Below are 21276 nucleotides of genomic sequence, written 5' to 3' on the forward strand. Positions count from 1 at the left end.
CTGTGCTTTTGTCCCGATCCCTTTACGTGGGATTCCAAAGGGCGAAGCCCTTTGGCCCCCGGAGGGTTCTCCCCCACCACATCTCCACCAGCGCGGCCCTCACTCTCGGCGCTGCCCATCATCCGTCATGTGCGCCCGGCCCAGCCCATTTACGTGGGATTCCAAAGGGTGAAACCCTTTGGCCCCCGAAGGGCTCCCCCCGCCAATCCCCCTGCGCCTACCCCTTACTCCCGCCCATCATCCGCAACTCGGCGCGGCGGGCGACCTGATGCATGAAGGTCCGCAGGGTGATGTCGCGGTTGGGCTGGTTGGAGCCGTCGTGGGGCGAATCCAGGTAGGGGATGTTTTGTTTGAGCAGCATGGGTTTGAGGATGGCTGAGCAGATGGTGCTGGGCATGCAGGTGAAGGGGAAGACGTTGACCACGCCGTCGAAGGCGTCGTGGGCGTAGGCCAGGGCCCCGGCGATGCTGATTCCGGCCTCGGTGCCGATAGCGAAACTGTAGAGACGTTCGCTGTCGAGATAGGTTTCCAGATGGGCCACGTCGTGGTCTGCGGCGATGTCCAGGTGGGGGCGCACCCGGGCGTAGACGGCGTTTTGGCGTTTGAGCTGCCACTGCATGGTCAGGCGGGAGACGAGCCGGAATCTTGCGGCGGCGGCAAGCCCGGGGACGTTGAGGTCTTTGAAGCAGGCCTGGAAGGACTGGGCGGCATCGCGGCGGTTCAAGTGGGTGACGAAGTTAAACCATTCCGTGAGGGAGGCGTTGACCACCTCGGCCCCCAGGGTCTCCAGGGTCCGGATGAGTTCCTGGTTGGAGCCGGGATGGGAGCGCACATAGATTTCGCCCACGATGCCCACCCGGGGCCGCCGGGGCAGGGTGCGGTCGATGAGCCGGGCGGCCTTTTTGGCCGTTTCGGCGGCTAGGCGGTCCAGGGGGGAGAAGTCCAGGGACGCGCCCGAGGCCTCGATTTCCCGGCCCATGTCGTCCAGGGCGGCGGAGATGCAGGCGTCCACGGCGCCGGGAACCGTTTCGTAGGGCCGGGTCCGGCAGGCGATACGGTCCAGGACATCGGCCAGGATCATGGCCGTAAACGCCAGCTTGCGGAAGGGACCGGCGGACCCGCGGGGGAAGATTGCTGAGGAGTCGTAGCCGTCGTCGGTGCTGAGCGTGACGATGGACGTTTCGCGAAATTCCGGAAAGCGGTCCAGGACGATGCGATGCAGGGTGTTGTACATGCCGAAGCGGCAGGGGCCTCCGGCCTCGGGCATGAAATAGACGTAGTCTTTGGCTGCAAAGGCCTCTTTGAGCCGTGTTTTTTCTTGGGAAAGATAGTGCAGGACATCGCCCAGGGTCACCTGGCAGGGGAAGCACTCCTTGCCCGAGGTCAGTTCCTTGCCAAGAGCGAGGCCGTTCATGGTGGGCATGACCACGGCATTGACGCCAAAGGCCCGCAAGGCCGCCACCAAAAGCGGCGATCCGGTGGGGGTCATGTTCGGCATGAGCAGGGTCTTACCCGTGAGCGAGGGGGGCGGGGGAACGGTCATGGGGCGGCCTCCCGGCGGGGCTTATCGGACATGGCGGACAGGCGCATGTTTTCACGCACCACGTTGGCGAAGGCCTCCATGCGGGTGATCATCCCGGCGGCGGCGCTGTGCTCGTCGAGTTCAAGCAAAAGGTATGGCTTGTCGCCCATGATGTGGCTGTAAAAATGCTCCAGAAAGGAGTCCGGGCCGCAGGAGAAGTTCCCCAGGTGCACGCCGAAGCGGTTACGGGTCTCGGCGGTGGCGGCGGCGGCGCGCAGGATGCGGCTGCCTAGCCCCCAGTACATGCGCGGAAAACGGTGCAGCGGGGTGGCCGAGACGTCCAGGAGGTCGAGGGGGACGGTCTTGATCCCAAGTCGGGCGGCCAACCGCCCAAGGCCCAGGCTCAGGCGTTCGTCGTGCAGGTTGTAGGGGCGGCCGCTGACGATCCACAGGGGCTCGTCCTCCGGAAGCAGATCCAGGAGGCTGCGGCCGACCTGGCGCAGATCGGCCTGAAAGGCGTTCTGGGCGGCGAAGGCGGCCCGCACCGCGCCGTGGATCGTGGCCGCAGTCGGGCGATGTCCGGAGGGCAGGGCGCTCCCCACGGCATGGGCCAGGGCTTTGGGCCCGTTGGCCAGGAGCAGGGTGGGGCCGATGATGCGCTCTGGCGGGATGTCCAGGGCGGCGGCGACCAGATACCGGGAGCTTTGGACCATGGGGCAGAAAAGGCCTTTTTCCTCGGCGGCCGGCGAGGGGATGTTCACCACCGTGGGCAGAAAAAGGAAATCCGCGGCGTCCAGAAGGCCTTTGACGTGGCCGTGGAAGACCTTGACCGGAAAGCAGGTCTCGGCGGTCATGGACTCCACCCCGGCGGTCACGGTCGTGCGGCTGGTCTTGGCGCTTGGCGCGACCCGGTAGCCCAGGCGGGTCAAAAGGGTGGTCCAAAAGACCGCCCATTCCAGGGAATGCAGGGCCATGGGCAGGCCGACGGCGGGCGCATTGGGGCGGGTATGGCCGTTTCCGGCCGCCTGGAGATGCCGCCGGAAGATGTCGTCGCGCAGCGCAAAATAATCGGTCTCCGCCGGAAGGTCGGACACCCGGGCCTCGTAACGGCCGCAATCGCCGCCCCAGACGCTCTTGCGGCCCCCGAAACGGTAGACCTTGAGCTTGCATTCGTTGCCGCAGGCCGGGTCGGCGCGGCAGATGGTCTCCTTGAAGCCCACCTCCGTGGCCGCCAGTTCGCCGATATCGCGGGGCCGGGTCTTTTTCTCGCCGCGCAGGAACGCGTCGCGCACCATGAGCGACACCCCGTAGGCCCCCATGACCTCCCGGTTTTTGGGCGCCAGGATGGGCCGGTCGAGGACGTTTTCAAAGGCGGCCACAATGCCCTTGTTGAGCGACGGCCCGCCAAGGAACATGATCCGTTTGCCCACATGGCGGTTTTCCACCACCCGGTGCAGGTAGTTGTGGACGATGGCGTAACACAGGCCCGCGATGAGATCGTCCCGGGCGGCCCCCTTCTGGGCGTGGGCGGCCAGGTCGGACTCCATGAACACGGTGCAGCGTTCGGCCAGGGCCACGGGGTTTTTCGCGCCCAGGGCCACGTCCTGAAACTCGCCCACGATGTTGATGCCCAGCTTGTTGGCCAACTCGTGCAGGAAACTGCCGGTCCCGGCGGCGCAGATCTTGTTCATGACGAAATCCGTGGGACGGCCGTTTTCGATGGCGATGTATTTGGAGTCCTGCCCGCCGATCTCGAAGATGGTGTCGATGCCGGGATCGATGGCCACCGCCCCCCGGGCGTGGGCCGTGATCTCGTCCACGATCAGGTCGGCATCGAGGAAATCCCCGGCCACGTTGCGTCCCGACCCCGTGGTGGCCACGCCCACCAGGGCGATACGTCCCGCCAGGGCGGCGGTCAGTCCGGAAAGCAGCTCGCGCACGACCTCGATGGGTTTGCCCCTGGTGGGCACGTAGTTTTTGTGCAGGAGGCGGCCGCCTGCATCCACCAGGGCGTATTTGGTGGAGGTGGAGCCGATGTCCACCCCGAGCCAGGCCGGAATGGGGTCTCCCTGGGTGTCCGGGATCTCGGGAAGCGTCGTGTCCGCATCGAAATGGGACCGGGACAGCGCCAGCCGTGGAGCCCGGGCGAACTCCTCTTCGGGGGCTGTCCGGTTGTCCGCCAAAACGGCCGGGTCCAGGGTGTTGGCGCGTCCGGCCAGCCGGGTGCACAGCGCCGCGCCCACGGCCCCCAGGCTGGCGTGGTGGGGCGGGGTCGCCAGCCCCGGAAAATAGCGGCGAAACGCCTTGCGCATCAGGCTGTTTCCGGCCGGGCCGCCGATGAAGATGACCGGATCGTGCAGGGTTCGCCCGGCCAGCATGGTGCTGATGAAATTGGCCGCCGTGCCGTGATGCAGCCCGGCGATGATGTTGGGCAGGGTTTCGCCCTTGTTTTGCAGATGGATCATGTCCGACTTGGTGAACACCGTGCAGCGGCAGGCCACATGGGCCGGATAGGCGCTTTGCTCGCCCAGGGCCACGAAATCGGCCAAGACCTGGTCGAGTTTGTCCTGATCCATGCGAAACGCGCCGCCATACATGGACAGGGCCAGGCGTTCGGCCTGCTGGTCAATGAAAGACCCCGTGCCCGAGGCGCAGGGACCGTTCATGGCGAAGGATTCCAGACGCCACGCCCCTGAGGCGTCGTAATCGATTTGCAACAGGGCGGCATCCTGGCCGCCAATAGCGATGATGGAGCGCACCCCGGGAGCCATGTGCACGGCGGCCGTGGCCTGGGCGATGGTCTCTACCTCGTGGGGCGCGCCAAGGCGTCTGGCCATGCGCTCCCCCCGGCTCCCGGTGAAGGAGACGCTGCGGATGTCCCCCCGGTCGAAGAGAGACATGGTCTGGCTGATGACGGAATGCGCCACCCGGGAGGCCTGTCCGAAATGGCGGACATAGGGGGCTTCATGGACCACATGGCCATCGGCATCAAGAACGGCGCAGTTGACGCTCACGGCGCCGACATCCACGCCGATGTCGTAGGGCACAGGCCACCTCCGGTGCGGTTGCGCGCTTACGGCCGGGACGGAAGAGAATCGGCGTTTGTAACGGATCGGGACAAGCCGTAAGAGCAGGAGAAAAATGATATATCCGCGCCGGGGAGGTTTGTCCACCGCGGGTATCGCCTAAACGGAGGCGGTCGGGGATATCCCTGACGGCAGGCGACCCGGCCGCGCCCCGCAGGCCCCAGGGAAACGGAGGCGGTCGGGGATATCCCTGACGGCAGGGTCAATTCCGGGGATTAGGGACGTCCGATCCGGTCGGCCAGGGCCTCGCCGACAATGCGGTTGCCGTCGACGTTCCAGTGGGCGTCCGAAGGATAGTAGGGATTGTTCCCACGGGCCATGGCCGCCCGCAGAAGGGGGGTGAGGTCGAAGATTTCCAGACCGGGGTCCACGGCCTGAATGGTTTCACGGATCATGGTGTTCGGCAGATCCAGGTCATAGCTTGCGGGATCGGCGTTTTGGCGCGCTGCGGCCTCATGAAAAAGCGCGGGGTTGATCTGGACCTCTGCGGGGGAGATGGTGATCAGGACGCGCTTTCCCCGGGCCTTGAGATCCGAAAGAACCCGGGCCAGTTGCGCCACGCGATCCAAGGCCGGGCGATGGCTTTCGCGGGTTTGGGGAACGCAGATGGCAAGGTCGTTGGCGACCACGCGGACAAAGGCCTCGGGAGAGACGGGACCATGGGCCAGGGTGTAGGGCCACGGGACGTCGCGGTGGACGAACGCGCCGTCGCGGAAATAATAATACAGGGTGTGCAGGTAATCCAGGACATGCAGGGGGAATATGTGCGGCACATGGTCGAGACGCTTGCGTCCGGTCTGGACGTCCACGAAAAGGTCGCCCAGGATGCGATTGAGATATCCGTCGTCTTGCAGTTCGTCGCGGGACAGTTCTCCAAGATCATTGACCGCGAAAATATTGACCAGAACCATGTCGTGGTCGATCAGGGGCATCCAGTTGTTCATGGTGGCGAGATATTGAGGAATGGAGGAGATGGGCTCGCCAAGATTGACGACCCTGGCCGCCACTCCCTTCTCTTGAAGCCGCGCTTGTAGAATCCCGTTGTAGGAATAGGGTGGGGTAACCGTGGCATGGCAGAAGGAATCGCCAAAACTGAGAATCCGGAATTCGGCGTCAGGTTTTGTTTTTGATATTTCGGATTCGTTGTAGTTGAGGTTTTGCAGATTTATGACATCACCAGACGGATTGTATTCGACATAATGTATGTATTTTTCATACAGAAAAAGAGCTGACTCCATGATACAGATACAAATGGCTATCGATATAGAAAACAGTATCAAATTTTTCATGGCGTCGTAAGAACTCTATATGAATAATAGCGTGATGAACTTCCAAAAGAATCCGGGCCGTGTTTTTTATGAAAATATGCAGTCCTATAGGAACACGTGCCTTGGCGCTACGTTGGAATATTTCAAAATAATTTGATGGCCGTAGGTGTCTATTTACCAAACCGTTCCACTTGTCAAGTGTCTTTTCCTGTTGCACGAAGCTTTGCGCCTGTGCAACAGCATGCACTTCCATCATGATGCAGATATACGGAGAGCTTTATCGTGGACAAATTCTGCATTCTTGAAAAACGATGGTATGAAGCATCTCATCGTTGTCATGCCATGAAACAGTCTAGAGCCTTTTTCTCTGTGACGGATCGAGGGGGGCCCAACCGGAGTCGGCCGGTTCGGCCGGTTGTTCCACTGGGGCTCCCGGCCGCTGCGTTGGAAAAGAAAGGCTGTCACGAGAATTGATTTTTTTGGTATTTGACTTATGTTCGACAAAACACACCAAGGAGCCCTCATGAATCCCGATTTGGAAAGGGAAAAAACGCTGATATCCAAAAAATCCGCCGCGCTGGCGAAAAAAAACTACTTTCCGGCGCCGTTGCTGGCCTTGGTGTCCGCCACATTGGAACTGCAGATGATGGCCAAGGGACGCATCCTTGAGTCCGGCGGCGCAAGAGAAATGGCCGACATGCCCCTGGATGTGGAAAAAGCCCTGCGCGGCGCATGTCTTTTCCCCCGCGAGCATTTCAATCCCGACCGCGTCCTGGCCATGGAGCTTTTTACGTCGCTGGCGGACTGGATCAGGCGTTCCGACTCACCGCTTGGCACGGCCATCCTCCGAATTGACGCCGCCCTGGCCGACGGCGGTTTCGATCCCCGGGCAGCCATGGACGCCCACATCGCCGGAGACGAAACATTCTTCCAGGCCCTTGAAATCCTGACGCCCGACGCTCCCCGGCTTGCGGCCTTCCTGGTCCAGGCCGCCCTGGCCCCGGGTCTGGAAGTCATCGGCAGCGCGATCTACAGCCGTTTTCCCACGGACCGGTCCTGGACCCACGGCCACTGTCCCGTGTGCGGCAGCCCGCCGCTGCATGGCCGTTTTGTGGGCAAGGAAGGCGCGCGGCATCTGACCTGCTCCTTCTGTCATGTGGAATACCGGGCCAGGCGTCTCGTCTGCCCGTTTTGCGGCGAAGACGACGCCAAAAAGCTGGATTATTTCACCACCGAGGACGAGCCGGGCTTTCGCGTCGAGACCTGCGCCACCTGCAGGCGCTACATCAAGACCACGGATTTCCGGGAGTTCGACAGGATTTCGTATCCTCTTTTGGACGATCTGGAATCCCTGACGCTGGACATGGCCGTGCAAAAGATGGGCTTTACCCGGCCGGTGCTGTCCGCCTGGGGATTTTAACCATGCCGGGCAGTTCCGGGACGTCCGTGGAAGGCGTGGTCACCAGTCTGCCGTGCCGCCGGTACCGGGACGGCACGGTCGCGGACATCGACGACGACATCGCCATCGAGGTCGGCATAGAAGTCTGCTGCGGCCCGGGACCGGCCAGGCGTCTTTTCGCCGCGCCCCTTGGCCTCGACGTCCTGGCCCTGGGGCACGCCTGGCTGGAAATGTGCCCGGCGGGCCATGTCCCGGCGGCCAGGGGCCGGGAGTCTGCTCCGGATGCGCGGCGTTTCGTCTTTGAAGCCGTGCCTGCGACGTCCCGGAACATGCCGGCGTCGGAGGGCGGCCGCCAGAGCGCCGGGCAGGTGGTGTCGCTTATGCGCCGATTCATCGCCGCCCCTGGATTGTGGGACGGCACGGGATGCTTTCATCGAGCCGCCGCGTACGCCCCGGACACGGGGGATTTTCCCTTCCAGGCCGAGGACATCGGCCGTCACAACTGTCTGGACCGCCTGTGCGGACAGGCCCATCTGGCCGACACAAGCCTGTCCGGGTTGGTGCTTTTCCTGTCCGCCCGGTTCACCGCCAGCATGTGCGACAAGGCCTTGCGGGCCGGATTTCGCACGGTGGTCAGCCGTTCCGCCGTAACCACCGAGGCCGTGCGCCTGGCCCAGGAAGCGGGGCTGTCCCTGGCCGGGTTTGTCCGGGAGGCGGAAAACCGGTGTACGGTCTTTTGCGATGCAGCCGGGAGGTTCGCCCTATGAACGCCAGCCCCCCCCCGGCCGTGCCTCCCGAATCCGGCCCGGTTTTGGGCGTGGTGTTGGCCGGTGGCCGGAGCACCCGCCTTGGCCGGGACAAGGTGGCCGAGGTCATCGGCGGACGTTCGCTCTTGGCCGCCACGGTGGAGCTGCTGGCCCGGGTCGTGGATGAAGTGGCGGTGTCCGGACGCGACCCCGCTCCTTTTGGCGTCGCCGTCCCCTGGCTGCCCGACGTCGTGGCCGACACGGGGCCTGCCGGGGGCATCCTCACGGCCCTGGAGGCCTATGGCCGCCCCATCCTGGCCGTCTCCTGCGATCTGCCGTTTCTGCGCCAGGACACCCTGACGGCCCTTCTGGCCGCCAGGCGCCGACGCCCGACGACGGCCCTTTTGACGACCTACCGCCGCACGGACACGGGCTATGTGGAGTCCCTGGTGGGCGTCTACGAACCGGCTGGCGCGCCAATCTTGCGCCGGGCCATCGAAAACGGCCTGTATCGGCTTTCCGCCGTGTTTCCCGAGACGATCCGGCATCATCTGGACTATGATCCGGCCGATCCCGAAGCGGCAAAACCCTTTTTCAACATCAACTACCCCCGCGACCTGGAATTGGCCCGGGAAATGGAGCTGGTTTCGTGAACGCCTCGCCCCCCCTGACCGACGACCTGGGACGCACGGTCAGCTATCTGCGTCTGTCGATCACCGATCACTGCAATCTGCGCTGCCTGTACTGTCGGCCCAAAGAGCAGATGCCCCATATTCCTCACGACGACATCCTGCGCTACGAGGAACTCCTGACCATGGTGGACCTGGCCCGGGATCTCGGGATCAGCAAGATTCGCCTCACCGGCGGCGAACCGTTTTTACGGCGAAATTTCCTTTTTCTGGTCGAATCCATCCTCAAGCGGCATCCGAAGGTCGATCTGCGCCTGACCACCAACGGAACCTTCCTGCCCGGCAAGGCGAAGGAGCTTCGCGACCTGGGCGTCACGGCCATCAACGTCTCCCTGGACAGCCTCGATCCGGCCACCTTTGCCCGGATCACCGGTTCGGATTTTTTCGCCGCCGTGCGCCGGGGCATGGACGAGGTCATGGACGCGGGCATGTTGCTCAAGGTCAACGCCGTGGCCCTGCGCGGCATAAACGACCATGAGCTTTCCGGCTTCCTCGATTTCATCCGGCAAAACCCCGTGGATTTCCGGTTCATCGAGTTCATGCCCATGGGGGATCAAACCCTGTGGAGCCCGGAATACTACTGGTCCGCAAAAGACATTCTGGCCCAGGCCGGGGAACTGGCCGGACTTGCCCCCGTAGGGCGCAGCCCCGGCGATTCCGGCCCGGCCCGCATGTATCACGTGGACGGCAGCCTGGGGCGCTTCGGGGTCATCTCGGCCCTAAGCGACCATTTCTGCCATTCCTGCAACCGCCTGCGCATCACCCCGGACGGACATCTGCGCACCTGTCTGTTTTCCGACAAGCAGTACCGCCTGCGTCCCATGCTGCGCCACCCCAAGCTCGGCCCCGAGGCCGTGGGTCGGGTCATGCGGCTGGCCCTGCGCAAAAAACCCCTCGGTTACCAGCTCCTTGCGCAGCAAAACGGGTCGGGCCAGGCCATCCACGGCATGATGTCGGCCATCGGCGGCTAGGCCCGGCCCGCCCGGGCAAAAAAGAGGCGAGCCCCGGGAACATCCGTGCGACGGCAGTGGGCCAATCTACGGCATGATGTCGGCTATTGGCGACGAGGCCCGGCCCGCCCAGGCAGGAAAACCGCCTTGGCCCCAGAATGGGCCGTGGCACGGCGGCAACCCAGCCGCCGGGAGATCATAATTCAGGCCGTCGCCGCCATATCCCCCGGGCCCTCCCGGACGGGACGGCTGCGGCGGCTCTACGGACGACCATGATGGCGCGTGGGGACATGACCGAAGACGAACGGCAGGTGCTTGCGGCCCTGGCCACCCAGGAAGACCATGCCTTTCCCGCCCGCCGTATGCCCGGCGAGGTGGCCGTGTCCCTTGGGCTTCCCCAGCGCCGCGCCCTGGCCGTCTTTCGGTCGCTGGCGGCGCGGGGATTCTACGAATACGACATATCGCTCTACAGCGGCCGCCTGACCGCTACAGGCCGGGAGGCGGCCAGAGCCTTGGGAGAGACATGAAGGCCTCACGTCACGTCGCCGCCGCGATTCCCCTGGCGGCTCTTTTGTACGTCGCCGGGCGGCCGCCGCTTGAGATCGCCGTCGCCGCGTCGGCCAGCGTGCTGATCGATGTGGACCACCTGGCCGATTACGTGCTGTGCCGGGGCGGCTGGTACGGTCTGGGGGATTTCTTCCAAAGCTGCAACGAGGCCCGCTTAAACCGGCTGTTCCTGGTGCTGCATGCCTGGGAATGGATCATTCTCGGCGGGATTGCGGCCCTGGCCGCGGGGTCGTCCCTGCTGGGCATGGCCGTCTGCGGCATGGCCTGGCATCTGGGCCTCGACGCCATCGGCAACCGGGGCGTCGTTTTGCCAGGATTCTACTGGTTTTATCACCGGGCCAGGGCGGGATTCGATGCGGCCAGGCTGTACCGCGACCCTTCGAAAATCTATGTATAAAACGACAGGTTGAGTCTGGGACAGGCGGCCTTGGCCGGGACAAAGGTCTCGATGCGGGCCAGGGGGTCCACATCAAGCCCGGTATTGTAGCGCACGAAGTCGTGCGGGGCATGCTCCAAAAGGCCCAGGGCCTGGGTTCCCTCTACAAAGAAAAGCTCCCCCCAGTTGGTGGAATAGTACAGCCCCACCTCCGTGATGTCTTTTTCCTCGCGGGGCATATGCAGATTGATCAGGAGAAGCGCCCTGGTGATGCGTTCCGGGGCCAATCCTTCGGCCAGGGGCGGGGAGAAGGTGTCTTTGACGGGAAAGGCTGCGGCCAGGGCCGCAAAGAGCCCCTGAATGTCGGGTACGGACAAGGGGGCTTTGACGGAGGCGGCCTTGAGGTACACCCCGGGGGAGTAGATGCCGTTGGCCGCCAGCCATGCCGCCAGCCGCTCCAGGGATCGCTCTGAACGGATGTATTCCGGCGCCTTTCGGCCATCGGGGCTGCGACATTCCCCCCGGGCCGAAAATCCGTGTTCCTGTTCGTCGAAAAGGATTTCCAGGGACTGGAGCAGCCCATTTGGCGGCCTCACGAAGGGGATGCGGCCGATCTTGTTTTTGCGCGCCCCGAAACGGCTGAGAATGCGCCGCCCGAAGACGGCCAGATCGCGCCTGTCCGGCTCGGCGGCGTGGTCGGTCTCGTCTATAAAAAGACGCTCCCGAATCCGTTCGTAGGTTCCGAAAAGAAAATCCGCGATGTGTTTTCCGGCCGCCGTCAGTTCGGCGATGCCGCCAGATTCCGCAGGTCCGGATGCGGGCGCTTCCGGGGACTGGCGAACGGCCCGGCATTCGTCCAGATCGAAAAAGTGGCCGGCTCGAAACAGTCCTTCCCCTCCGCTTTGCCCGGGTTGGTCCTGGCGGGCCATGCTCCCCGGATCCTGCGGATCGATGCCGGTTTTCTGGATGAAGGCCATGCGCAAAAGGGACAGGGCCTCGCGATGGTTGCGGGCTTCGTGAAAGGCCCGCACCTCGTCAAGAAGCAGGACGTAGGGGTCCGTGTCGAAAAGGGTGGTCCGCCCGGCAAACAACCGTCGTTTGACCCGTTCGCATAAAAGCGTCCCCTGGGCGTTTCCATCCAGATATTTTTCCAGCAGGGCAAACTTCATGATAGACTTGAAGGGGTTTTCCAGGGATTTGACAATGGTCCACAGGGAGGCCCCGAGGATGGCCTCGTCCTCCACGCGCCGCACGTTGCCCGTGTCCAGGATGTCCGTGGCGGCCGGAGCGCCCTGGCGCGTCAGACGGTCGAGGGTCCGGGAGTAGGCCTCGTCGCCGACCCCGGGGGCGACGAACCACCAGGCCGGCTTGCGTCCGGCCAGAAACAGGGCCGTCCGTAAAAATTCCTCCTTGAGCAGCATGGCCCGGGCCTGGCCGCATTGCTCCTCGTCCCCGAGCCCCAGGCGGTTTTCCCTGATGTCGGCGTCGGTCATGACGAAAAAATGGGCCTCAATGCTGCGCGAGGCGGCCAAGGCCCGCAGCCCGTCCATTTTCTTGCGAAAGCGGTCGATCTGACGCCGAGAGGCGTCGTCGTCGGCCAGACAGACCCAGATGTCCAGGTCCGAGGCCTGTCCCTGGGCCACGGTGCCCAGGCTGCCCATGGCGAAAAGCCCGAGGATGGCCACGGCGTTTTGGGCGGGGGTAAACGGCGGGCAGGCCTCGCCCATGATGTGGCACATGGCCGAAAACGCCGAAAAACTTGGATGGTGTCCTGTGATCCGGCCCGGAACCGCCGCGACCCAGCCCTTGGCGGTCCAGGCGCGGGGCGTTTCCAAAAGGCTTGGAAGGCAGCGCAGAAAATCCGCATCGGGCTCGCCCAGCTTTTCCAGGGCCCAGTCCAGGCGGCGGCGATTGTGGGTCAGGACGGCGACCCGACGATGCACGGTTTCCATGTCGAAACACCAGGATTCCACCAGTCGGGTGGCCAACGACAGGTCGCCGCCGCCCGGCCGCACCGGCGCCATGGCGGGCTGCGGGGCGAGGGCCAGGCGCTTCAGACGATTGCGGACGGACAGACGATGGGCCGAAAGCAGGGCGGGTTCGTCGGTGTGCAGGGAAGAAAACGTGCATTCGGAAAGCGTCGTGCCGCGAACATGGCATCCCGAGGCCGCAAGGTCGTCGAATACGGTTTTTGCGAAAACGCAGTCGTCCAGGTTCACCCCGAAAAACCTCGTCCGGGAAAGCACGGCCTGGGTGAAATTGCCCATGGCGAACAGGGTGCGCGAGGCCTCGAAGTCCGCCGTGCGCAGGCCGTAAAAATCTCCTTCATGCACGGCGCACCCCGTCACGCGCAGTTCCCTGATCTCGGCGTCATCGAGCCATGCCCCGTACAGGTCGCTCCCGGAGAAGACGAGCCCCTTGGCGGAAATTCCGGAAAACCGGCACATGTCGAGACGGCAGGCCTCGAAGCGCACCCCGGCCATCCGGGCCAGGGCGAAATCCACCTTTTTCAGGCGGCAGTCGCGAAAGACCACCCGGCTCAGCACGCACCGGGAAAGATCCACGCAGTCCAGGTTCACCTTGGTCAGCACCACATCGCGCAGTTCGATCCCCGGTCGCGCCACGCCCGACACAGCCGTGCCGACAAGTTCGCCACCGTTTTTTACGGTATCCAGAACCGAGGGTTTCGTCTCCCCGCCGGAGAGCGTTTTTTCCAATCCGACAAAGGACTTGAGCTTGCCCAGCAGGCTTTCGGCCTCGGGCTGCGGCAGGGGTTCGATCCGCGTGCGACGGGGCTTTGGGGGCATGGCCCGGTCAGCCGCCTTCACTTCGCCGTCCAGGGCGTCGAAAAGCGGCGGCAGATCGCCTGGGCGTGCGCCATGGCTCACGCGGGTCTCGTCCAGAAGCGCCTGTAAACGCTCATCCCCGCTTCGGGCCAGAAAAAAGAGGAACTCCCCGAGAAAAACAGGACGCAGCGGCTCCGGCAGGGTGCGAATGAATACGGGAAACTGGGGACGCAACAGAAAAACCGGGACCGCCAGCAGGCAGCGGCGCAAGGCGGCGCGACCGGCGTAGAGGGCGGCGGCCATTTTGGCCGCCCGGGCCGGGTCGATACGGCTGACGGCCTCCAGAATGGCCAGGGCGGCCTGGGGGTCATCATCGGACAACGCGGGCAGGTCGGCAAGGACGGCGGCCAGTTCGGGGTGTGCGGCGCAGGGTTGCTCGGCCAGGGCCCGGCACAGATCCGCCAGGGTCTCTCCGGGTAGTCCGGCGGCTTTGCGCAAAAGGGACTCGGCCAGATCGCCGCTGCGCAGGACCGCGGCCATCCGGGACAAAAAGGCCACCTGTTCCGGATACAGGTCCATCTTGACCAACCGTTCCAGCCACTGCCCCAGCCGCCCGTGCAGACATTCGTCGCGCAGGGGCAGACAGGGGGCCTCGCCGCGCAGATGCAGGGTGTCCAAAAGGACCAGGATGTCATCGGGACTTTGGTCGATGGCCGTTTCCAGGGCATTTTGGGCGAAGCGTTGCAGTTCCGGACGTCCGCTGCGGGGAAAACGCAGGATGGCGTTGGCGAAAAGCAGTTTCGCTTCAACTGGCAAAGCGCCCAAAATGGCCCCGAGATGTTCGCCCGAAAGCGTGTCCTTGCTGGCGAAGGACAGGGCCAGGGACTCCCCGGCGTATCCGAGGCGCAGCAGGATTTCCAGGCCCGACTTGATGAATCCCGGGGAATGGGAGTCTTCGATCATGGCCGCCGTCAGCGAGGCCACATCCGCTGCGTAGCCCTGGGTGGCTGGGACGCCGGGGTCTTCGCGATCCAGAAAGGCCATGGCCTGGCGGAGCAGGGGCGACAAGGCGGTATAGTCCGGCCCGGCCTGGGAAAAAAGCGCCCGGCGCAGGATGTCGGCGAGGATGTCGAGAGGCGGCGTGGGCATGGCCAAAGCCTGGGGTTTGGGTGAAAACGGCCGGGCGCGACGTCTTAGGCCGGCGGCAGGGTGTCCACGTAGTAGTTGGCCCGCCGCACGGGATTTAAATAGGCGAAAACCTCCCGGGGCAGTTCTTCGGGGCGCAGGGCCCGGAGGATCTTGAGATCCTCCTCGATGGTCAGGTCGATGAGCAGGGCCTCTTTTCGAGGGATGTCCGGATGATGCACCAGGACGCTCGGCCGAAACGAGGCCTTGGGGCTGGAGGACACCACCATGCCGGTCAGGCCGCTCGACAGCTCCACGATGCTCCCCGGAGGGTAGACCCCGATGTTGCGGATAAACGAGGCCAGAAGCATCTGGTCCAGGCTGGTTTTCTTCCCGTACATGGCCCGCAGGGCCTCATGCGGCGTGGCGAAACCGACCTCGTCCCGGCGGTTGCACAGGGTGTCGTAGGCGTCGGCCACGGCCGCGATGCGGGCCAGAACCGGAATGTCCTCGGCCGTAAGCCCGGAGGGAAACCCCTGGCCGTCGAGGGTCTCGTGATGCTTGAGCACCACGTCCAGGGCCGCTGGCGGAAAGTCCGGGAAGGCCGAGACGATCTTGGCCCCAAGCACCGGATGCTCGCGGTAATATTCGCGCACGACCCGGTTTAAGGTGGTCATGTTGCCTTTGGTGAAACGCTGGATGGGCACGCGGCCCTTGCCCACGTCGTGGAAAAGCGCCCCCATGCCCAGGTCGTGCATCTGGGATTTGCCGAGCCCGAGCTCCCGGGCCAGCATCAGGGACAGCACGGTGACATTTAAGGCGTGATAGTTTCGGGTTTCCTCCCGGGGCTTGGTGGTCATGAGGCTGACCACCACGTCGAGGTCGGACAAAAAGGTGTTCACCAGGGAGTCCACCATTTCCCGGGCCGCGTCCAGCACGGCATCCGACGGCTTGGCCGCCTTTTTCAAAACCCCGACAACCTGGGAAACGGCATCGTCGTACCGCTTTTCGCAGGCGGCGAAGCGGTCGCGGCGTTCTTTGTTGCGGGCGATGGTTTCCCGCTTCAGACCCAAAAGCTCCAGGGATACAGGTGTCTTGAAGGCCTTTGCGGGCCGTCCCGAAAGGCCTGGGTCGGCCTGTTTGTCCAGTTCCTCAAGGGAAATGGGCAGCCGGTCGGACTTGTCGGAAATGCAGATGACGTGGCGGATGCCCAGCCGCCGGATCTCCTCGATCTGTTCCGCATTGGTGATCTTGAAGGCCTTTTTGGGGAGGGAGCCGATGTCCGTGGCCGTTTCCAGACGCACGAAGAGTCCCGGGCACAATTGGTCGATCAAAATCGGATATTCATCGACATGCATGGGGAAAAAGCTCTTGGGGCCTTGCGATTATTGACATTTCAGCCTGTTGGCGTATTTTCATGCGGCTTTCCCTGGTGTTTTCCGCTGTCCCGGACCCGTGGTCCGGCATGGTTGTCGCGCGGTGCACGCGTTCCCACAACCATACTATGCCCGCGCCATTTTTCGTGTCAACACAGCCATCCCCGCAGGGCTGTGCGGCAATGCGCCGAGACGTTGGCCGTGAACGTGTAATCGCGAGTCCCACATGCCGACAAGGCCGAAATGACGGACGACATCCCAGCCAAACGCTTGCGGGGCGTTTTTTCCACCGAGTCTTCGCACTATTTAGGCTTTGGCGGCTCCCGTCGGCGGGTACGCCAACAGATCTTCGTCATGGCCGAGGAGCAGGAGGACGGAGACTTCAGCACCCAGCGCCTCAACCGCAATTTTTTGCCCTCCGGACCCATAAAAACCCTCAAACGCGAGGAGTTGCTGCGGAAATACATCCCCGAACCCTCCATTTACATGAACAAGGTCGTGCCCATCATGCGCCGCATGGAGGAGACCGTGGAGCGGGGGGACAGGCACCGGGAGCGCAGCGAACTGTTTTCTGCGGAGTTTGAATATCAGACGGCCCTGGGGCTTGACGAGGATCATGTCCGGGCCACCTTCGGCCTGGGGCTCACCTATCTGGAACGCCACGAGGTGGAAAACGCCGAACGGGTCTTCCGCAAGCTGGTCCGCCTGGAAGCGGCGTTCCAGACGGAGCACAAGCACCTGTTCAATGAGTTCGGCATCCAGATGCGCAAACGCGGCATGTATTCCCAGGCCATGAAATACTACGCCCGGGCCTATCAGCTCAGCAAAGACGACGAACACCTCATCTACAACATGGCCCGCACGCTTTTTGAGAAGGGAAATCCCAAGGTTTCCAGGCGATTTCTGGAGAAGGCGTTGCGCATGAACCCGAATTTCGAGGAGTGCCGCCAGTTTTTGGAATACCTCGACACCAGGAAGGAGGGAAAGGACGCCCCGCCTCCGCCACCGGACCAAGCGACCCTGGTGGTGGAATCCGTCCCTGGCCTGCCGGGCTCCTGATCCCCCCGGGGCATTTCCAGAAAATGCCCCGCAAAGCTCCCCCCAAAGCCGCCTATTCCACCCAGTCCAAGGTGCGCTCCACGGCCTTTTTCCAGCCCCGGTAGCCCGCATCCCGGACGGCGGCGGCCATCAGCGGCTCCCATGTCCGGTCCACCGCCCAGTTCCGGCACAATTCCTTGGTGTCGCGCCAGAATCCCACGGCCAGACCGGCGGCATAGGCCGCCCCCAGGCAGGTGGTCTCGGACACCACCGGACGGATCACCGGCACATCCAGGATGTCGGCCTGGAACTGCATGAGGAGCTCGTTATGCACCATGCCGCCGTCCACCTTGAGCTTTTTGAGCTCCACCCCCGAATCCTTGTTCATGGCCTCCACAATGTCCTTGGTCTGGTAGGCGCAGGCCTCAAGCACGGCCCGGGCGATGTGGTTTTTGTTGGCGTAACGCGTCAGGCCCACGATGGCTCCCCGAGCGTCCGAGCGCCAATAGGGCGCGAAAAGCCCGGAAAAGGCGGGCACGATGTACACCCCGCCGTTGTCCTCGGCGTGCATGGCCAGCCGCTCGATCTCCGGGGCGGCCTTGATCAGGCCCAGGTTGTCGCGCACCCATTGCACAAGCGCCCCGGCGATGGCCACGGACCCTTCCAGGCAGTAGACCGGATCGTTGTTCCCGAGCTGGTAGGCCAGGGTGGTGATCAGGCCGTGGCGGGAGGGGATGGGCGTCGTGCCGGTATTTAAGAGCAGGAAGCAGCCCGTGCCGTAGGTGTTTTTGGCCTCGCCGGGCTCGAAGCAGGCCTGGCCCACCAGGGCCGCCTGCTGGTCGCCCAGGGCCCCGCACACCGGCACCCTGGCCCCAAGGGGGCCGTCTTCCATGGTCGGGCCCCAGGAGGCCCGGTCGCTGGAGGGCACGATGCGCGGCAGGCCCTGGCGGGGGATGCCCAGCACGTCGAGGATGTTCTGGTCCCAGGCCAGGGTTTTGAGGTCCATGAGCATGGTCCGGCTGGCGTTGGTCACGTCGGTGACATGCGCCCCGCCCCGGGGGCCGCCCGTGAGCTGCCAGATGATCCAGGACTCCATGGTCCCGAAAAGCGCCTCCCCGGCCTCGGCGGCGCGCCTGGCCTCGGGGACGTGGTCGAGAATCCACTTGATCTTCGGGCCGCTGAAATAGGTGGCCACAGGCAGGCCCGTGACGGATCTGAAGCGATCCGGCCCGCCGTCCTTGATCAATTCCTCGCAGATGTCCCGGGTTCGGGTACACTGCCAGACGATGGCGTTATAATAGGGGCGGCCCGTGCGCCGGTCCCAGACCACCACGGTCTCGCGCTGGTTGGTGATGCCCAGGGCCGCCAGGTCCGCTCCGCTGATCCCGGCCTTGCGAAGCGCCCCGGCAATGACCTCCTGGGTGTTTTCCCAGATCTCCACGGGGTCGTGCTCCACATAGCCCGGCTGGGGGAAAATCTGGCGATGCTCCTTCTGGTCCATGGCCACGATGCGCCCGGCGGCGTCGAAGATGATGAACCGCGACGAGGTGGTTCCCTGGTCCACGGCCCCGATGTATCCACCCATGCTGCACTCCTTTTTCTCGTGTGTCGCCCTGGCGGGCGGTTGCTTCCTTGTCCCTGATCATCGCCCTGCAGGCAAGCCCTGCAGGCAAGCCCTGCAGGCAAGCCCTGCAGGCAAGCCCTGCGGGGAGGTTTCCCCGTGCTCCGGGATCAGCCTCCGGCCTTTGGCGGCGCGAGGCGGTCCCCAAGGGGCCACAGTCCCATGGCCGCGCCCAAAAGGTCGGACACGGGGGTCACGGGCAGGGGCGGTTCCGGCTTAGGCGGCGGCGATCCGCCCTTGCCCGGGGCGGCCATCTCGCAGGACAGGGCCTGGGCCCCAAGCTGCATCTGGCAATAGGTGCAGGCCGTGACCAGGACGTCCGCCCCGGCGGCAAGGGCCGAATCGTATTTGCTGCGGGCCAGGGCCATGGCCAGGCGGTCGTTTTTCCCGGCCAAGGGCTGTCCGCAGCACTCCAGGCGAAGCGTCCAGGACACGGGGACGCAGCCCAGAGTCCGAAGCAGATCCTCAAAAATCGTGGGGGACAGGGGGTCGTCAAACCGGGTCGCCGGGGACGGCCTGAGCGCATGGCAGCCGTAGTGGGCCGCCGCGCGAATGCCCGGCAGAGGGCGGATCACGGCCTTCCCGACGGCCGCAAGGCCCACCTCCCGGGCAAGGACCGGCAGCAGATGGGTCACGGTCAGGTCCGGGTCGTGGCGCAGGCCCTCGGGCCGCAGGGCGTCCGTGACCGCAGCCCGCAGGTCCGGGCGCTCGGACAGGGCGGCCTGGGCGAAGCGCAGATGGCCGAAGCAGCATTTGCAAGGGGTCAGGATGTCATGCCCGGCCCTGGTGGCCACGGCCATGGCCCGGGCCGCCGAGAGTACCGAGGCGAAAAGGCTCTGGTGGCGCACGGGATAGCCGCAGCAGTTGAATTCCATCTCCACGGGACGCACCCCCAGGGCGGCCAGCACCGCCAGGGACTGGCGTCCGTAGCCGGGCAGATGAAACGGAATGCGGCAGCCGGGAAACCAGGCATAGGTCATGGGCGGCCTCCCGTTTTCGGATCGCGCAACCCGCCATCGTCCAAAAGCCCGGCCCGGGCCGCCGCCTCCACCCTGGCGTGGGCCAGGTTGCGCAGTTCGTAGAGCACGTCGGCCACCCGGATGCCCTGGGGACAGTGTTCCTGGCATTTGTAGCAGGTGGTGCAGTTCCATAGAAAATTGGCCGACAAGGCGTGCTCGGCAAGGCCCATGCGCACCAGATTCATGAGCTGGTGGGGGCTGACGTCCACCTCGGCGGCCGGGATGTCCGGCAGGCGGAATATGGGGCACACCCCGGTGCACATCGAGCATTGCACGCAGTGGGCGAAGGTCTCGGGGTTGTCCAGGAGCGAGGGGGAGGCGGCCAGGGTTCTGGCCACGGGCCGGGCCCGCCGGGCCAGCTTCTCCCAGACCTCTGGACCGTAGCTGCGCAGGCGTACGGCCAGTTCCGGATGGCCCAGCCGGGCGGCCTCCCGTTTGGAGACCAGCCACAGATCCTGCAGGTTGATGCGCGAGGGGCAGACCACGGTGCAGCGCATGCACTCGGTGCACACGAAGCCGCCCTCGGAGAAGGCGGCCAGGGCGGCCGGGGTGAGCTTTCCCGATTTTCCGGCCAGGCGGCGCATGGACAAAAGCTTCTCCGAAGGCAGGATCTCCGGCGTGCCAAGGGCCAAAAAAGTCGGCAGCACGCTGCAATGGCGGCTGCAGATGCCGCAGTGGGTGCAGGCGTCCAGGCCCACGGCCCGGGCCAGCGGGGCCGAAGCGTTCGGCCGGGCGGCCTCCTCCCCGGGATCAAGGCCGCGTAGCAGGATGCCCACGGGGGTGGACAGGATGTGGAAGAGTTTTCCAAAGGGCAGCCAGGCCAGGGCGAACAGGCAGGCCAGAACATGGACCCACCACAGGGCGTTCGTCAGTCCGGCCCCGGCCGGGCCCTGAAGGCGCGACAGGACGCGCGACAGGGGGGCGGACACGAAGGCCGATCCGGGCGGGGAATGGCACGGGGCGCAGGACATTTCGGATATCTGGCGTCCCTTTTCCAGGTTCTCCGGGGTGGCGGCCTCCCGGGGCAGGCGAGCAACCGGAAAGGCCATGCCGCCTTCCGTGGCCCAATAGGCGCGCAGGGCGGTCAGGTCGGCGGCGTCGGGCGTGGGATAATAGTCGGTGGCCATGCGCTCGAAGGCGGCCGGGGAGACCATCTTGGTCCCCTCCAGGAAAAATCCCGAGGCGATGATCAGGCCGATCACCCCCAGGGTGAAGAAGTCCTCAAAGCGCGAGGTGCGCCGCATGTCGCGCACAAAGAGGCGGCGGCTCAGGGCGATGCCAAGGCCCAGGGCGACCATGGCCCCAAAGAGGTTGCGCAGAAACTGCCAGGGGTCGAGGGTGGGCTCGTAGCCCGGGAACAGCGGCCGGGAGATGAAATTTTCCAGGGCATGAAAAAAAAGCAGGCCGGAAAATCCGGCGAACAGGGCGAAATGCATGATCCAGCGCCACAGGCTGCCTTTGCGCAAAAGATGGCCCTGGAGCAGGATGTCGATCAGGAAGGTAAGCCCCAGCCGGGGGGCGGCGGAAACCGCCTCGCGCCAGGAAAGGGAGCGCAACAGGGCGGCCAGGGCCCGCGACGGCGGCAGGCCGGGGACGGCCAGGGATGGGTCCGGGGCCAGCCAGCGGCCCATGCGCCATGCCGCGCCCCCGAGGCACACGGCCAGACAGGCCCACAGGATCATGGCGAAAAAACTCATGGACGCTCCCG

General features: G+C 64.6%; 15 protein-coding genes. 7 read left to right on the forward strand and 8 right to left on the reverse strand.

Annotated features, from left to right (window positions below):
- Window positions 1-217 precede the first annotated feature (217 nt).
- The 3 genes from GD606_RS03225 to GD606_RS03235 form a co-directional block, all read right to left on the reverse strand.
- Window positions 218-1543: a CoA activase gene (locus GD606_RS03225; RefSeq protein WP_163302010.1), complete on the reverse strand. Its 1326-nt coding sequence runs from the start codon at window positions 1541-1543 to the stop codon at window positions 218-220.
- Complete coding sequence (locus tag GD606_RS03230; protein ID WP_163302009.1) at window positions 1540-4569, reverse strand: acyl-CoA dehydratase activase; 3030 nt, start codon at window positions 4567-4569, stop codon at window positions 1540-1542. Before GD606_RS03230 ends, GD606_RS03225 begins: the two co-directional genes overlap by 4 nt.
- A 254-nt stretch (window positions 4570-4823) precedes the next feature.
- The gene (locus GD606_RS03235) at window positions 4824-5615 is read right to left on the reverse strand and encodes an alginate O-acetyltransferase AlgX-related protein (RefSeq protein ID WP_163302008.1); all 792 of its coding nucleotides are present in this window, start codon (window positions 5613-5615) and stop codon (window positions 4824-4826) included.
- A 784-nt stretch (window positions 5616-6399) separates the two neighbouring features.
- Here GD606_RS03235 and GD606_RS03240 point away from each other — a divergent pair.
- From GD606_RS03240 to GD606_RS03265, 6 genes are all read left to right on the forward strand, one after another.
- Window positions 6400-7296, forward strand: coding sequence for a formate dehydrogenase accessory protein FdhE (locus tag GD606_RS03240; protein ID WP_163302007.1), 897 nt, complete (start codon window positions 6400-6402; stop codon window positions 7294-7296).
- A 2-nt stretch (window positions 7297-7298) separates the two neighbouring features.
- Window positions 7299-8042, forward strand: coding sequence for a formate dehydrogenase accessory sulfurtransferase FdhD (locus GD606_RS03245; protein WP_163302006.1), 744 nt, complete (start codon window positions 7299-7301; stop codon window positions 8040-8042).
- The gene (gene mobA / locus GD606_RS03250; RefSeq protein ID WP_163302005.1) at window positions 8039-8674 is read left to right on the forward strand and encodes a molybdenum cofactor guanylyltransferase; all 636 of its coding nucleotides are present in this window, start codon (window positions 8039-8041) and stop codon (window positions 8672-8674) included. Before GD606_RS03245 ends, mobA begins: the two co-directional genes overlap by 4 nt.
- A complete protein-coding gene (moaA, locus tag GD606_RS03255; RefSeq protein ID WP_163302004.1) occupies window positions 8671-9681 on the forward strand; it encodes a GTP 3',8-cyclase MoaA in 1011 nt (336 codons plus the stop codon). The genes mobA and moaA overlap by 4 nt, the downstream gene beginning before the upstream one ends.
- A gap of 269 nt (window positions 9682-9950) precedes the next feature.
- The gene (locus GD606_RS03260; RefSeq protein ID WP_246298948.1) at window positions 9951-10187 is read left to right on the forward strand and encodes a hypothetical protein; all 237 of its coding nucleotides are present in this window, start codon (window positions 9951-9953) and stop codon (window positions 10185-10187) included.
- Complete coding sequence (locus GD606_RS03265; protein WP_163302002.1) at window positions 10184-10624, forward strand: hypothetical protein; 441 nt, start codon at window positions 10184-10186, stop codon at window positions 10622-10624. Before GD606_RS03260 ends, GD606_RS03265 begins: the two co-directional genes overlap by 4 nt.
- On the opposite strand, the gene GD606_RS03270 is transcribed toward GD606_RS03265, so the two are convergent.
- Window positions 10615-14538, reverse strand: a complete 3924-nt coding sequence (locus GD606_RS03270; protein WP_163302001.1) for a class I adenylate cyclase domain-containing protein — start codon at window positions 14536-14538, stop codon at window positions 10615-10617. The genes GD606_RS03265 and GD606_RS03270 overlap by 10 nt on opposite strands.
- Window positions 14539-14582: 44 nt before the next feature.
- Window positions 14583-15872, reverse strand: a complete 1290-nt coding sequence (locus GD606_RS03275) for an HD-GYP domain-containing protein (protein ID WP_163302000.1) — start codon at window positions 15870-15872, stop codon at window positions 14583-14585.
- Window positions 15873-16133: 261 nt separating this feature from the next.
- Here GD606_RS03275 and GD606_RS03280 point away from each other — a divergent pair, with 261 nt between their 5' ends.
- On the forward strand, window positions 16134-16949 hold the full coding sequence (locus GD606_RS03280) for a tetratricopeptide repeat protein (protein ID WP_163301999.1): 816 nt from the start codon (window positions 16134-16136) through the stop codon (window positions 16947-16949).
- A gap of 52 nt (window positions 16950-17001) precedes the next feature.
- Here the strand turns inward: GD606_RS03280 and glpK are convergent, their stop codons facing one another.
- From glpK to GD606_RS03295, 3 genes are all read right to left on the reverse strand, one after another.
- Window positions 17002-18513 (reverse strand): glycerol kinase GlpK, encoded by a 1512-nt coding sequence (glpK, locus tag GD606_RS03285; RefSeq protein WP_163301998.1) that lies wholly within the window; start codon window positions 18511-18513, stop codon window positions 17002-17004.
- A gap of 146 nt (window positions 18514-18659) precedes the next feature.
- Window positions 18660-19529: a CoB--CoM heterodisulfide reductase iron-sulfur subunit B family protein gene (locus GD606_RS03290; RefSeq protein ID WP_163301997.1), complete on the reverse strand. Its 870-nt coding sequence runs from the start codon at window positions 19527-19529 to the stop codon at window positions 18660-18662.
- On the reverse strand, window positions 19526-21265 hold the full coding sequence (locus GD606_RS03295; RefSeq protein WP_163301996.1) for a 4Fe-4S dicluster domain-containing protein: 1740 nt from the start codon (window positions 21263-21265) through the stop codon (window positions 19526-19528). The genes GD606_RS03290 and GD606_RS03295 overlap by 4 nt, the downstream gene beginning before the upstream one ends.
- Window positions 21266-21276 lie beyond the last annotated feature (11 nt).

The sequence above is a fragment of the Desulfolutivibrio sulfodismutans DSM 3696 genome, assembly GCF_013376455.1.
Lineage (GTDB): Bacteria > Desulfobacterota > Desulfovibrionia > Desulfovibrionales > Desulfovibrionaceae > Desulfolutivibrio > Desulfolutivibrio sulfodismutans.